At 58.5% G+C, this 14484-nt stretch carries 10 protein-coding genes; all 10 read right to left on the bottom strand.

The features are described 5' to 3' along the window. Window positions 1–21 precede the first annotated feature (21 nt). Window positions 22–1131, bottom strand: a complete 1110-nt coding sequence (locus PspCFBP13508_RS00980; protein WP_137213381.1) for an NAD(P)/FAD-dependent oxidoreductase — start codon at window positions 1129–1131, stop codon at window positions 22–24. Next, window positions 1128–2231, bottom strand: a complete 1104-nt coding sequence (locus PspCFBP13508_RS00975; protein ID WP_137213380.1) for a DegT/DnrJ/EryC1/StrS family aminotransferase — start codon at window positions 2229–2231, stop codon at window positions 1128–1130. The genes PspCFBP13508_RS00980 and PspCFBP13508_RS00975 overlap by 4 nt, the downstream gene beginning before the upstream one ends. Beyond that, window positions 2215–3456, bottom strand: a complete 1242-nt coding sequence (locus PspCFBP13508_RS00970; RefSeq protein ID WP_137213379.1) for an MFS transporter — start codon at window positions 3454–3456, stop codon at window positions 2215–2217. The genes PspCFBP13508_RS00975 and PspCFBP13508_RS00970 overlap by 17 nt, the downstream gene beginning before the upstream one ends. After that, window positions 3453–5717 (bottom strand): glycoside hydrolase family 65 protein, encoded by a 2265-nt coding sequence (locus tag PspCFBP13508_RS27500; RefSeq protein WP_206665444.1) that lies wholly within the window; start codon window positions 5715–5717, stop codon window positions 3453–3455. Before PspCFBP13508_RS27500 ends, PspCFBP13508_RS00970 begins: the two co-directional genes overlap by 4 nt. After that, on the bottom strand, window positions 5711–7423 hold the full coding sequence (locus PspCFBP13508_RS00960) for an NAD-dependent epimerase/dehydratase family protein (RefSeq protein ID WP_137213378.1): 1713 nt from the start codon (window positions 7421–7423) through the stop codon (window positions 5711–5713). The genes PspCFBP13508_RS27500 and PspCFBP13508_RS00960 overlap by 7 nt, the downstream gene beginning before the upstream one ends. Window positions 7424–7436: 13 nt before the next feature. Then, a complete protein-coding gene (locus tag PspCFBP13508_RS00955; RefSeq protein ID WP_039758830.1) occupies window positions 7437–7919 on the bottom strand; it encodes an adenylyltransferase/cytidyltransferase family protein in 483 nt (160 codons plus the stop codon). 6 nt (window positions 7920–7925) lie between these two features. Further along, window positions 7926–8429: a GNAT family N-acetyltransferase gene (locus PspCFBP13508_RS00950; RefSeq protein ID WP_039758832.1), complete on the bottom strand. Its 504-nt coding sequence runs from the start codon at window positions 8427–8429 to the stop codon at window positions 7926–7928. Further along, window positions 8419–9816: an aminotransferase class III-fold pyridoxal phosphate-dependent enzyme gene (locus tag PspCFBP13508_RS00945; protein ID WP_161984063.1), complete on the bottom strand. Its 1398-nt coding sequence runs from the start codon at window positions 9814–9816 to the stop codon at window positions 8419–8421. Before PspCFBP13508_RS00945 ends, PspCFBP13508_RS00950 begins: the two co-directional genes overlap by 11 nt. 438 nt (window positions 9817–10254) lie before the next feature. Then, window positions 10255–13344 (bottom strand): efflux RND transporter permease subunit, encoded by a 3090-nt coding sequence (locus tag PspCFBP13508_RS00940; RefSeq protein WP_137213376.1) that lies wholly within the window; start codon window positions 13342–13344, stop codon window positions 10255–10257. After that, window positions 13341–14450, bottom strand: a complete 1110-nt coding sequence (locus PspCFBP13508_RS00935; protein ID WP_137213375.1) for an efflux RND transporter periplasmic adaptor subunit — start codon at window positions 14448–14450, stop codon at window positions 13341–13343. Before PspCFBP13508_RS00935 ends, PspCFBP13508_RS00940 begins: the two co-directional genes overlap by 4 nt. Window positions 14451–14484: the final 34 nt, after the last annotated feature.

Here is a 14484-nt window from a genome sequence, read left to right as displayed (position 1 = left end):
CCCCCTCTGGACAAAGGCTGGTCAATTTTGCCCGAGCGCCTGTACGACACGCTCCGCGATGGCGAGACAGCTCGTCAATCCTGGAGATTCGATGCCGAACAGATTAACCAGCCCCGGCACTCCATGCGCCGATGGGCCACTGATGACAAAGTCCGCCGCCGGTTCGTGTACGGCGTTGATTTTCGGGCGGATGCCGCTATAGGCCGGTTCCAGGCTGCCATCGGGCAGGCCGGGCCAATAGCGGCGAATCGCCTGATAGAAACCTTCGGCCCGCTGAGGATCCACACGGTAATCAACCTGATCGATCCACTCGACATCCGGTCCGAAACGCGCCTGCCCCCCCAGGTCAAGCGTCATGTGCACGCCAAGACCCGCGGCTTCGGGCGCGGGATAGATGAGATGGCGAAAAGGTATCCGACCGCTGAAGCTGAAGTAGCTGCCTTTGCACAACCTGGCCAACGGGACGTATCGTGAAGACAGACCGACAATGTGACCCGCAAGCTGGGGCGCAGACAAGCCCGCACAGTTGATCAGTTCGCCACAGCTGACGTTCATGGGTTGCGCACCGCCGATCTGCAACTCAAAACCCTGCGGGCGACGACAGGCCGATTCGAACGGCGTGTTAAAGGCAAACGAGGTGCCCGCCGCCTCGGCGTCTGCCTGCAAGGCAAGCATCAAGGCATGGGAGTCGACAATTGCGGTAGAGGGCGACCAGAGTGCCGCGATACATGACAACTCAGGCTCCAGTTCCAGCGCCTGCCGGGCGCTGAGCAGTTGCAGGTCGTTGACCCCATTGCGCCGTCCCTGCTGCCATAACCGCTGCAATGCCCCGCACTGCGCCTCATCGGTTGCGACAACAAGCTTGCCCAGAGGTTGGCGCGCTACTGCGTGCGCTTCGCAAAAGGCATACAGGCGATGCCTGCCGTCGACGCACATTTGCGCCTTGAGGCTGCCAGTGGGGTAGTAGATGCCGGCGTGAATGACTTCTGAATTGCGCGAGCTGATGCCCGTGCCAATGCGTTCACCCGCCTCCACCACGATCACTTCACGGCCGCTCACGGCCAGGGCCCGGGCGACAGCCAGCCCGAGCACTCCGGCGCCAATCACGACACATTCGATATCGACGCTCACCACCTCACCGTGCGTTCAAATTGCTTGATCAGCGTGACGACCTTTTCCACGTCGCCATCCGACAAATGATGGTGGCAAGGAAGTGTGATCATTTGCCGGGACAGGCGTTCGGTTGTGGGCAACGCAATGCGCGGCTGACTGCTCAACCATGCCTTCTGCCAATGAATGGGCACCGGATAATGAATGGCCGCTTGCACATCGTGCTCTGCCAGATAAGCCTGCAACTCGTCACGATGCGTGGATTGCACGACATAGTGATAGTAGGCATTTCCCGGTTTGCCGCGCCCCAGGTCAGTGCCCGTGCGGGTTGTCGAGAGGACGTCATCATAGAACGCGGCAATTTCCACGCGTCGCTTCAGCCACTGATCCAGATACTGCGCTTTGATGTTGAGTGCTGCTGCCTGCAACGAGTCGAGTCTGGAGTTGATGCCGAACCGGATCGATTCGTTACGGTTTTCCAGGCCGTGATTGCGTGCAATCCGCGCGTATTCGGCAATTCCCGGATCGCGAGTCACCAGCATCCCACCGTCACCCAGACCACCGAGCGTCTTCAACGGATGCATGGAAAACGCTGACGCATCAGCGCGAGTGCCGACTTGCCGGTCATCGATCGTAGTGCCGATCGCCTGAGCGCAATCCTCGATCACGGCAACCCCGCGCGAGCGGCACAGGTCGATGATGGGGTCGATATCCAGAGGGCGCCCGCGCAGATAGACAGGAATCACGGCTTTGGTCCGATCAGTCACAAGTGGCGCAATCGTCTCGACGCTCAGGAGTTCATCGTCACCCACATCTGCCAGGATCGGCCGGGCACCAACAGCAACAATGGCTCCGACTGTGGCAACAAAGGTATTGGCGCAGGTGATCACCTCGTCACCGGGGCCGATATCGAGCGCGCGCAATGCCAGAAACAGCGCATCCGTGCCTGAATTGAGGGCAACGGCGTGCGCGCCGCCACAACGATCCGACATCCATGACTCGAACGCCAGAACCTGATCGCCGAGAATGAACTCGCCCGATTGCAACAGCTCCCGCCAGCGTTCAAAGATCTCGCCACAGAGATCCTGGGCCTGTTCCTGTACGTTATTGCACTTGATCATTACGCGCACTCCCTGGCATGAACATGATGGACGTCAGGACGATCAGCAGAGTGCCAACCGCGCTGATGACGGCGGTCAACGCAAGCGTCTGGGAATAGCCGATCATCCCGCCGACTACGCCGCTGCCCAGATAAATGAACGGGTGCACACCGCTGGTGACAAAGGTATCCACCGCCACGACTTTGCCCAGATCCTTTTCGGGCGACAGTGTTTGCATGGCGGTTGCCCAGCCGGTGAGCCAGGACGCTTCGACGATACCGACGAACGTCGCCCCCAGAACCGCCATCCATGCCGCCGTTCCCAGCCCGAGTAACGCCATCGCTCCGGCCAGGAACAACCCGCATACCACAGCAAGGCCCACCAGGCGTTCGTGCCCCGAGGCCAGCACGGTGACAACCGATCCGAGACAAGCGCCGAACCCTGATGCTGCCAGGCAATATCCCCACATTTCTTCGCTGAAACGAAGACTGATCGCGTAGGGTGCAACGACCAGAAAAATCGGAAAACACAGCACGTTCACCACCAGCGTCGCCGCAAACCCCAGCAGCAGCGTGGCGTTACGGCTGACCACGGTGATGCCCTTGAACGCCTCGCGCAGGGAGAACTCTTCTTCGGATTCATGACGGCCGACATTCGGTAACTGAGCGGTGTAAATCGCCGCGCCGAAGAAGGTCAAGCCATCGATCAGTATCCCCCAGACCGGATCCCACAAGATGATGAACACGCCCAACGTCGCCGGAAACAGAATGGCGACCAGGTTATCGAGGAAGTTCATCGCGCCGTTGCCCGCGACCAGCGCCTTTTTGGGTAACAGGCTGACCAGCAGCACCTGAGCGCAGGGCCGAGAAACGCCGATGCCGATGCCGAAGATCAGATAGGCCAGCACCAGCCAGCCCCAAGGCGCACCGGTCAGAAGCAGTGCGACGGCCGCAAGCTGCGCCATGCCTCGGGCCGTATCGGTGTAGATGAGCACCTGTCGAGGCGACTTGCGATCCGCCAGCATGCCGCCGGCCAGAGCACCGACGACGGTTCCGATTCCGACTGCGGCCATGATGAAGCCAAACACATCACCACCAAAACCGTCCCGTATCAGCGCTATCGGCAGCGCCGCCAGACAGATGGCGTCGCCGGCCATCGACAGGCCCTGGCCGATCAGCAACTTGCGAAAAGGCAAGACTCGCAGCGCATCGTTATAGGGGGATAAGCGTTCTTTGATAGAAATCATCGGTGCCCCTCCTTGAGGCATATATATCCATCCTGGGCACGTTCGGTTGGCAACTGCCGGCCGCCCTCGCGGATTTCCAGCTCATCGTCCCCGATTACGGAAATGCGCAGACGCCGGCCCCGAAACTCAAGGGTGAAGTGGTAGGCATCCCAATCGGCGGGCAACCTCGGGCGGAAGGCCAGTTGGTCCGCAACGAGATCAAGTCCTGCCAGCCCTTCCACCAAGCCCTGCCAGGCTCCGGCATAGGCGGAAAGATGCAGGCCATTGCTGTAGTCGTCGAGCGGGGTGAAATCCAGGTTGTAGCGGCTGGCCCGAGCAATGAAATCGGCACTGATCGACGTCTTGCCCAAGTGCGCGGCGACAACCGCGTGCGGGCCGTAGCTCAATGACGATTCATGCACCGTACGCGGTTCATAATATTGGAACGCTGCGCGTTTCACGTCCGTTGAAAAATCTTCTGGAAACATCGACATCAACAACACGATGTCCGCCTGTTTGACCACCTGCGACGCGAAATTCTGCAGATTCTCTGCGCTCTCCCGTTCGGCCTCGTCCGCAAACTGCGGCCCACGCTTTTTGTCGGAACGCAGCTGCGTGTCAGGTAAGGCGGCATAACCCTCGAACTCTTCAGGAATGACCACCCCACCCACAGTGATCCAGGGCAGAAAGACGTTATCGGCTATCGACTGCCAGCGCCTGGACTGTGCCTCGGGCAATCCCGGAAAGCCCGGCCGGTCGCACAGGGAAAGCGTTGACCGGAGACACCAGCGCAGCATGTAATTGGTAAAAAAGCTGTTGTCCACATGATAGTGGTATTCGTCCGGCCCCATGACCGATTCAACGACATACGCCTGACGACTCTCGGACCACTTGAACACGGACGCGGCGAAACGGGCGCACTCAAGCAGCATTTCAAAGCCGCGAGAGATCATGAACGCATCGTCACCAGTGACCTTCCAGTATTTGTTCACGGCATAGCAAACGTCTGCCGAAATGTGGAGCACCTCATGGACACTCCACTCTCGTCGAATGTCCTGTTCGGGATACGCCAGCACATAATGGGGACCATTTTCCCGCCCTCGATCATTGGCTGCTTCCGGAAAACGCGCTCCCTCATAGCCACTGGCCCGAGCAAACTCCCGCGCTTGTTCCAGACAGTGGTAGCGATAGTCAATCAACGCCCTGGCGACGCCGGGTTCGTTCCAGATCCAGAACATGCACTTGTGCAGTTCGGTATCGAAAAACGTCGCTCCGGAGTGATACGTACTGGTCAGGCCGCGCGCCGGCGAGAGCGTTCCCCGCTCGGGGGGCGCGACTCCCACGCCGTGCTGCAGCAATTGAAACATCGCGTACTTGATGCCCAGATCGATACCTCTCTGCGCGGTTTGAACGGTGACGTCATGCTCGCTCCAGATCCTGCTCCATCGGTCAAGATGGCTGCTCTGGATATGGGTCACATCGAAGTCGCCAGAAAGCGCGTCGGGCATACTGTGCTCGCCATCGATTGCAACCCGCCAATGCGTGGCGATGCGATGCTGCAGCACCGAGTTGAAATCCATGGTGACGGAAGCAATACAACCCTGCAGGCCGTGTCGCCAGCAAACAACGGAACTCGCCGCTGAACCGGACTGTTCGACACGTACGTCGTAGCGCAGCCGATACTCTGCGGCATCGACATCCACAGTGAAGGCCGTTCGATCGACAACACTTTGCCCAAAACGGTAATGTCGGGCGGTCAGCCAGTCACTGGTGCCCAGGTATTCATTCTCGGCACTGCCATCCACGCCGTAATCCAGTCGCAATCGGTGCGCACCGGTCGGCTCGCCCAGTCGAGTCAGACTGATGCGGGTCGACACGGCGCTGTCATCAGGGGCATCAATGAACTGATCAACCGTCAGCTCATAACGGACGCCCCGCAATTGGAACAGCTCGCGGCTGCTGACTGTCGCCTGATCCATTGCCAACACCACCGCCGGTCCATCGCCTGATGGCTCGAGAGGTTCGCCCGTGTCCACATCGTAGAGGCGCAGGACTGCCGGCGCTGGCAAAGAAATGATCTCCCGCGAAACGCCGACCCCGGGTGCATAGACCCCCGCGCAGAGCAGTTGCGTGCGCCGTGTGCGCGGCGAGGCACTGGGCACATGCGGGCGCACGCCGATCAAGGGATTGGCCAGCATTGCCACGCAGGCTGCGAAGGACGATGTCCGCGGCTCGATACCGACGATATCCTCGCACTCCTCTCCATAAGCGATGGTCAGCACGACGTGTCCCCCGACGGCTGGAACGACCAGTCTTTGTGCAGCATGTTGCGCACATTGTGATAGCGGGTGTCGGATAACACATCGTCACTGTCGTTGAAGTTCCCGGATTGCCATTGCTCGCAGATTTCCACGATGGCATCCCTGATCGAATAGATGAACTCGAAACCCAGTGTCTCCTGCACCCGTCGCGAATCCAGACGGTAAGACCGAACATCATCGCTGCGGGTAGTGGTGATCGGCACGTTGACGAGGAAGTAGCGATCGACAACCTGTTTCACCTGATCGGCTATCTCGGTCACCGTGTGGTTTTCGTAGCCGACGTTGATTGCGGTTCCGCAGACTTCGTCCAGCGATTCGCGCTCCACGAGCATCGTATACAGCCGGGTCAGATCGCCGATATGCACATTGGGGCGGTATTGACTGCCGCCGAACACGGTAATTTCACCGCGCGCCAGCGCACTGGCGGTAAGGATATTGACGGTCAGATCCAGGCGCTGGCGAGGCGACCAGCCGCACACGGTAGCGGCTCGAACCGCGACGGTTTCAAAGGATGCATCAGTGAGCCCGAACAGTATTTTTTCGCCGTCAGCCTTGAAGCGGTTGTAGTCGGTGATGGGCACGCAGGGTTGGCGCTCATCGACAAATGGTTCTGTATTGACGCCGTAGACACTGGCTGAGGATGCATAGATAAAGCGCCGGCAGCCAAGGCGCTTTGCACTGCTCATGAGATGCGGCAGACAATCGATATTGATGGACTGGCCGAGTTCGGGTGCCGAATTGAAACTGGGATCATTGGCCACTGCGGCAAGATGGACAACGGTGTGCATCCCCCGAAGCGACTGCTCGACGAGCAGCGGATCGCGAATATCGCCCTTTATGAATTCCAGTGCCGGATGGTTCATCACGCCCTCCAGGCCGTTGCCGAAATAAAGCGCATCCAGTACCCGGACCCGGTAACCGGCAGCCAGCAGTTTTGGTACCAGACGCGAGCCAATGTAGCCCGCACCGCCTGTAACGAGAACAGCGGATTGATTATTCATGGTCCTTCCTTGGGATGGGTTTGCCAGGGGGTATTCATCAAGCGATGACAGTATTGATGCCTGTGGATGAGCAGCCTTGGGCTCAAGAGCATGCCGGCGGATCTGCCAGGCGTGGAGCCCCAGGCCACAGGCCAGATCCGTTGCATAGGGACTGTCGTCAATCAGCTCGACATCCTGCGGATCGCGGCTTCCGACCAGTTGTTGAATCAGCGCTTCGCGGCTCTGACCGGGCGCCTGTCGGGTAATCGATAACCTTGATTCTTGCCGCAGACTGGAGCGCTCGATAGCCGCCTCGAACAATTGCGGCGCATTCAGAGACGCCGTATAAAACATCACTGGCTGTGCGGCTTGTGCAATGCGTTCCAGCAAGCGCTTTGCATCCTCGAACAGCTCAGTGCCCTGAGAGAGCTGAAGAAATTCCCTTTGTTTGTACTCCGCCAGTTCGTCTGCGCTGAGCGAGGCGCTCCTTTGAGCACCGATGTCATCGGTGATCAGCGCCAGCAATCGTGAAGCGCCTTCCATGCGAGGGCGCCCCGCAATGTGGTCAATGTATTCGCGCTGAGTCAGTTGTTTGCCGGCAAGTCTGTGAGCGGCGTTGCTCCACGCTTGAAAATGCGGCGTGTCGATCATTGTTCCGTCGAGGTCAATCAGCAAAAGTTTCGACATGATTGCTTACCTGTCATCTGTGCGTGGACATGACGAGCCGGGCGATTCTGGACGTCGAGTCGAATATCTTGTCGTCCGTCAAGATCATTCGCCCCCCTGCGCTTTCAACCAGTGCGCGCTCCGCCTGAAGTCTCACGTCTGACCCGTCACTGTAATCCGCACCCTTGAAATAGAGGTTGGGACGTAGCGTCTTGATCATCAATTCAGCAGTGGGTGTGTGATTTACGATGACATGATCGCAATAGCGAATAGAGGCAAGAAACTCTGCGCGTTTTTGATCGGGGAATACCGGCCGGTCCGCTCCTTTATTGACATATGGGTCGGCGGTAACTGAAACGAACAATCGATCCACCATTGTTCTGGCACGTTGCAAATGATAAAGGTGCCCAGGATGCACAATGTCGAAACAGCCGTGACAAAGACCGATAGTCAAACCTTTTTCGCGGCAATAAACCGCCTCATCCTGCAGTGCAGTGATGTCACTTAAAACGCCCATGATTATTCATTCCTTTGAGATAAGAGATTTAGCCATGATGTTCAGGTGTTCAAGTTCTCCCCAGTAATCGGGAAGCTGCCCGACGATTTGAAAGCCATTGCGTAAATGAAAACGGTAGGCTGCACGCTCTTTGTCAATATTTCCTATATCCAGACATAACCATGTCTTTTCATTTGCCAGAGCATACTTTTCAATTTCGTCATACAACAACGAAGCCACCCCGTATCGACGGTATTGGCTATCAACAATCAACCAGTCTGCCCACAGGACATACTTCGAGGGGATCGGACCTGCGGCGCAGCCCATCGTCCCGATCACCCGTCCGTCTACTGTGGCGACAAATCGCCCCCCCTCAAATTGAGGATTGGCAAGTTCATTGGCAAATTGCTGACCCGCAGACTCGGTAAGATCCTCGCCAGAGGCAATCTGGGCGACCAACCCCAGAACAGCTTCCATGTCAGCCTTTGCAAATCGCCGCAGGCGAATCTTCGTAACAGGTTCATTTGGCATGGTACTGAACCCTCTTGAGTGCCGAATCCAGCCGCTCACAGGCGTCCGCCAACATTTCAGTCGTATGCGATGCACTCAGGGTGACAGGCTCTGGGCAATAACTGAGGGGCATCAAAAAGCCATACAAGTTGTACTCACGGGATAGCAGGGCGAACAACTTCTGGGCAAAGTCGATCGGGTAGAAATGCTCTATCTCCCTCATGGTTCGAGGACGTTCGGAGGTTCCGATGTGGACGCCGATTCGACCGCCGTACCCATCGATATGACAGGGTATGTGGTGTTTATCGAAAACGTCCCTAAGCCCGGCCTTCAAGCGCGATTCCAGCGCGGCGATGTGCCGGTGCACCGCTCCATCCTGCAAATGCTCGATGGCGGCAAGCGCGGCGGACACGGACAGGTATCGCCCCGTATTGGTCCCGCTGACCTGAACAGGACCGCGTGGTGCGATTACGTCCATGTATTCGGCTTTACCGGCAATACCCGCGATCGGCATGCCGCAGCCGAACGCCTTGCCGAAGGCGGCGATGTCGGGTACGACACCGAAGTCCTTTTGCGCACCACCAATGTTTGCGCGGAAACCGGTGAGCACTTCGTCGAAGATCAGCAGCGCACCCTTACGGCTGGTCAGCGCACGCACATTTTGCAGAAAACCTTCATCCGGCCTGATGCATCCGATATTCAATGCAACAGGTTCCAGGATCACCCCTGCCACATCGTCCTTGTATTTTTCAAAAGCATTTTCCAGCGCTTCCAGATCATTCCATGAAACCGAAACCGTCAAGTTTCCGAATTCGTCAGGAATTCCCACAGTGCCCGATAAACGCTCCAGTTCTCTTCCCGCCAATAACGCGCCAGAGCGCGGTGAAGAATCCACGTTCCAGGTCAAAGAATCATTCAGCCCATGAAAATGCCCTTCGAACTTGATGATGATGCGTCGACCGGTAACGGCACGGGCGATACGCGTCGCATACATGGTCGCTTCCAGTCCGGAGTTGACCAGCCGCAACTTTTCGGCGCAGGGAACGACCGCACAGAACCGCTCACTCAACAGACGATGTTCATCGGTCTCATACTGCTGAAGAAAGCCCCGCTCCAGTGCCTTGAGAATAGAGTTTTTGATGACCGGACTATCGTGCCCCAACAGGCAGGATCCCCAGCCCATAATATAATCATCGCGCCATTCGCCCGATGACAGCTGAACCCGCGCGCCGGCGGTATTCTGCACATTTATCGGCCCGACTACCGACAAGTGATTCCATCCCGACAGCACATTGCCGACTCGTGTTTCCTTTAAACAATCCATGACGACTGACTCTCCCTTTAAAAAGTTTAGAGCGAACAAAGTCCAATACCCAGGCAAATGAAATTCGCCATGGCGTTCAAACAAGATTCAATCGTACGATACGCAATAACGCACAAAGCAGCGCAGCAAGTTGGAGAAAAAACTAGCCCCGCCATCTACGCTGCGTCAATTTAAAAAATAAATGACCAGCTAACAGCTTGTTTGCCAATGAAAACTGTTTTTCTTAAGAGAAAGTCGCGCAAAACATTAGGCGCATTATTTCAAACAGATATAAATGAATTTTCGCACTTATATTTCAGCAAGTTAGCCACAGCAAAACGCATTCTTTCAATGATGGGAAAATCTGATCCGCAAAATTCGCAAACAACTGTGATGCTTATTAATGACATCCTGTATAAACGGCGGACCTGGTTAATTACGAGGGTCAACTCCGCACACTTGAAAATCTCCAATAGCCAAGAGAGAGAGTTAGTCGCGGATAGCAAAAGGCCCGTCATTGACGGGCCTCTTTCAAACTTGACCTTATACCGAACGCGAGGGTTGAACCTGCCCCCTGTTTTCAGGCCGAATCCTGAACCAGATCGCATACATCGCCGGCAGAAACACCAGCGTGATGATGGTGCCAACAAACGTGCCGCCGATCAGCGTGTACGCGAGCGTGCCCCAGAACACCGAGTGGGTCAGCGGAATGAACGCGAGAATCGCTGCCAGCGCGGTCAACAACACCGGCCGCGCCCGTTGCACCGTCGCTTCGACCACGGCATGGAACGGCGCTAGGCCTTCCTGCTCATTGTGATGAATCTGCCCGATCAAAATCAGCGTGTTGCGCATCAGAATCCCCGACAGCGCGATCAACCCGACCAGCGCATTGATACCGAATGGCTGGTTGAAGATCAGCAGCGTCGGCACCACACCGATCAGGCCTAACGGCGAGGTCAGGAATACCATGATCATCGCTGAGATCGAGCGTACCTGGACGATGATGATGAGCAGCGTCATGGCGATCATGATCGGCAGCAACGGCAGAATCGCTTTGCCGGCCTTGCCGGATTCTTCGATGGCGCCCGCCTGTTCAATCCGGTAGCCGGAAGGCAGGTTTTCGATGATCGGCTGCAACTGCTGGATGATCGCGCCGGAAACGTCCGGTGGCTGCAAACCTTCGGCGATGTCGCCACGGACGGTGATGGTCGGCGTGCGATCGCGGCGGCGCAGGATCGGGTCTTCCATGCGCACTTCGACCTGGCCGATCTGCGACAGCGGGATGCGCTGCCCCGCCGCACCGACCAGGGTGAAGCCTTCGATCTGTGCCGGGTCCAGGCGGATATTGCCCGCCGCACGGCCAACGACCTGCACGGAACGGATGTCTTCGCGCACCGCCGTGATCGGCACGCCGCTGAGCAGAAACTGCAACTGCTGGGCGACTGCGCTGGAAGTTAGCCCCACCGCCTGCAAGCGGTCCTGATCCAGGTTGAAATGCAAGGTCGGCGTCAGCGGCCCCCAGTCAGTGTTGACGGTTCTCATCATCGGGCTGTCCTGCATCACCGCCCTGACCTGCTCGGCGATGTCGCGCAGCTTCGCCGGATCAGGCCCCATCACCCGGTAGGCCACCGGGAATGGCGAGTACGGGCCGAATACGATCTGCGTCGCCCGAACCCGCGCCTCTGGAGCAAGCCCTTCGGCGACCGCTTCGCGCAAACGCAACTTCAGAGTTTCACGGGCGTCCTGGTTGTCGGTCAGCACGACGATTTTGGCGAACGATGGATCCGGCAACTCCGGCGCCATTGCCAGGAAAAACCGTGGTGCACCCTGACCGATATAGGCGGTGACGATTTTTGCCTCTTCCTGCTTGTGCAGCCAGGCTTCGACTTTGGCCGCCGCGGCGCTGGTCTGCTCGATGGACGTGCCGTAGGGCATCTGCACTTCGATCATCACTTCAGGGCGGTCAGAGGTCGGAAAGAACTGCTTCTTCACCAGCCCCATGCCCGGAATCGCAACGGCAAACAACGCAATCACCATGCCCGCCACCAGCCATTTGCGCGTTATCACCCACGTCAAAATGCGCCGGAAGCGGTTGTAGCGCGGCGTGTCGTAAATTGCCGCGTGCCCGCCTTCGACTTTCTTGATGTCCGGCAACAGCTTCACGCCCAAGTACGGCGTGAAAGCCACGGCGACGACCCACGAAGCAATGAGCGCGATGCCGACAATCCAGAACATGTTGCTGGTGTACTCGCCCGCCGTTGATTGCGCGAATCCGTTGGGCAGAAAGCCAATCGCCGTGACCAGCGTACCGGCCAGCATTGGCGCTGCCGTGTGGCTCCAGGCATAAGCGGAGGCCTTGATGCGGTCGTAACCCTCCTCCATCTTCACCACCATCATTTCAATGGCGATGATCGCGTCATCGACCAGCAAGCCGAGCGCCAGAATCAGCGAACCCAAGGTGATCCGGTCAAAGTTCTTGCCGGTGGCCGCCATCACCACAAACACGATCGCCAGGGTCAACGGCACCGCCGCTGCGACGACCACGCCGACGCGCCAGCCCATGCTGAGAAAGCACACCAGCATGACCACCAGCAGCGCGACAAAGAACTTGACCATGAACTCGCCCACAGCCGAGTCGATATTCACTGCCTGATCGGTGACTTTGGAGAGGGTCATGCCCAAGGGCATTTCTTCGTTGATCCTGACTGTCTCGGCATCCAGCGCCTTGCCCAGATCGAGACCGTTCCAGCCCTCGCGCATGATCACGCCGAGCAATAACGCTTCTTCGCCGTTGTTGCGCACCAGAAAGGTCGCCGGGTCTTCGTAGCCGCGCTCGACCTTGGCCACGTCAGACAGCTTGAGTGTTCGGCCTTGAGCGACAACAGGCGTGTCACGAATTTTCTGCAGCGTGTCGAACGCGCCATCGACGCGCAAAAAAACCTCCGGCCCTTTGGTTTCGACCGACCCGGCCGGCGTCAATACGTTCTGATTGTTCAGCGCGGCGAAGATGTCCTGCGGCGACAAGCCCAGCGTCGCCAGCCGATCATGGGAAAACGAAACGAATATCCGCTCGGCCTGCTCGCCGATGATGTTGACCTTTTTCACCCCCGGCACGTGCAACAGGCGCTGGCGCAACGTCTCCGCATCGCGTACCAGCAAGCGCTGCGGCTCGCCCTTGGCTTTCAAGGCGAACAGCGCGAAGGTCACGTCGGAGAACTCGTCGTTGACCATCGGCCCGATGACACCCGCCGGCAGCTTGATTGCTTCGTCGTCGAGCTTTTTCCGTGCCTGATAAAACTCTTCCTGCACCTGCGATGGCGGTGTGCTGTCGAGCAACGAGACCATAGTGAATGCCAGTCCCGGACGCGTGTAGGTTTCCGAGCGGTCGTACCACTTCAGTTCCTGCAAGCGTTTTTCGAGGGGTTCGGCGACCTGATCCTGCATCTCCTGCGCGGTCGCCCCTGGCCACGCCGTAATCACCGTCAGCTGCTTGACCGTGAACGGCGGATCTTCCGCCCGGCCCAATTTGAAGAACGACAGGACGCCGGCCACGGCGATGAGAAAAATCAGAAACACCGTGATCGCACGTTGGCGCACGGCGATAGCGGAAAGGTTGAAGCGGCCCTCGCTCATGGACGACTCCCGGCAATCTGGCCATCGTCGTGGGCAAGCAAGCGCACTTCTTCGCCATCGCGCAGCAAATGCGCGCCCAGCGCGACAATCGGTTCACCGACGTTGAGCTGGCCAGCGACACGGGCCGAGTCATCGCTCAAGCCCAGCACCTCGACCGGGCGCCAGCTCACTTTCGCCGGAGTGCCGGCGATGACCCACACGCCGGGGCCTTTGCCCGGGTTATAGATCGCGGCGACGGGCACTTTCAGCGCCTGATCTGGCGAAGAACCCTGGGCAATTTCGACGGTGACCGTCGAGCCGATTGGCGCATTGGCCAAACTGCCTTCGAGCACATAGCGCGCCTCGAAAGTACGAGTCGTGCTGTCGGCCGAATCGGAAAGCAGACGCAGTTTTGCGCTCACGGCAGCCGACGTATCGCCATACAGTTTTGCCTGAGCGGTTGAGCCCGGCGCGGGGCGCAAGGTCTCGGGCAGATGGACGATGGCCTCCCGCTGACCGGCCCGCGCCAGCCGCACCACCGGTTGTCCCGGGCTGACGACTTGCCCGGGTTCGGCGAGGGTTTCCACCACCACGCCATCAGCGTCCGCCACCAGAACCGCGTAGCCCGAGGCGTTGCGCGCTACGTCCGCTTGCGCCACAGCAGCATTGAGCTGCGCCCTGGCGGTGTCAGCGGCGGCTTTGAACTGATCGTAGGCCGATGCCGAAATAGCGCCGGCGGCGACAAGTTTGCGATTGCGCGCTTCGTCATCGGCAGTCTGTATGGCTCGGGCGCGAGCGGCGCTCACCGCTTCTTGCTGGGCTCGCGCCTGCAGGCCGAGGTCGATCGGGTCGAGGCGCATCAGTGGCTGGCCGCGCTTGACCGTCTGGCCGGTATCAACCAGACGCTCGAGCACCTTGCCCGTAACGCGAAAGCCCAGATCGCCCTGGGTGCGCGCGGCGACGACGCCGGTGAATGATCGAGATCCATTTTCTGCCGGTTGCACCGCCGCCGATCTAACAATCGGCGCCAAGGTACGTGGATCTTTTGCGCTGGAGGAATCCCCGCACGCCGTCAGGGCCAAGGGCAACAAACATACCGCGAGGGGGAAAGGTCGGAGCCGGCGCATGGAATTCCTTTACTGAAAATAGGATGATCATCAT

The sequence above is a fragment of the Pseudomonas sp. CFBP13508 genome, from assembly GCF_005233515.1.
In the GTDB taxonomy this organism is placed as follows: domain Bacteria; phylum Pseudomonadota; class Gammaproteobacteria; order Pseudomonadales; family Pseudomonadaceae; genus Aquipseudomonas; species Aquipseudomonas mercuritolerans.
The sequence above is the reverse complement of the archived record's forward strand: the minus strand, read 5'-3'. Positions and strand labels throughout refer to the sequence as shown.

What these genes read in the sequence shown, in the direction of transcription:
- PspCFBP13508_RS00940 (WP_137213376.1), bottom strand. Translation starts at nt 13,344, where the DNA reads ATGAGCGAGGGCCGCTTCAACCTTTCCGCTATCGCCGTGCGCCAACGT.
- PspCFBP13508_RS00955 (WP_039758830.1), bottom strand. Translation starts at nt 7,919, where the DNA reads ATGGGCGTTTTAAGTGACATCACTGCACTGCAGGATGAGGCGGTTTAT.
- PspCFBP13508_RS00970 (WP_137213379.1), bottom strand. Translation starts at nt 3,456, where the DNA reads ATGATTTCTATCAAAGAACGCTTATCCCCCTATAACGATGCGCTGCGA.
- PspCFBP13508_RS00935 (WP_137213375.1), bottom strand. Translation starts at nt 14,450, where the DNA reads ATGCGCCGGCTCCGACCTTTCCCCCTCGCGGTATGTTTGTTGCCCTTG.
- PspCFBP13508_RS00960 (WP_137213378.1), bottom strand. Translation starts at nt 7,423, where the DNA reads ATGTCGAAACTTTTGCTGATTGACCTCGACGGAACAATGATCGACACG.
- PspCFBP13508_RS00975 (WP_137213380.1), bottom strand. Translation starts at nt 2,231, where the DNA reads ATGATCAAGTGCAATAACGTACAGGAACAGGCCCAGGATCTCTGTGGC.
- PspCFBP13508_RS00950 (WP_039758832.1), bottom strand. Translation starts at nt 8,429, where the DNA reads ATGCCAAATGAACCTGTTACGAAGATTCGCCTGCGGCGATTTGCAAAG.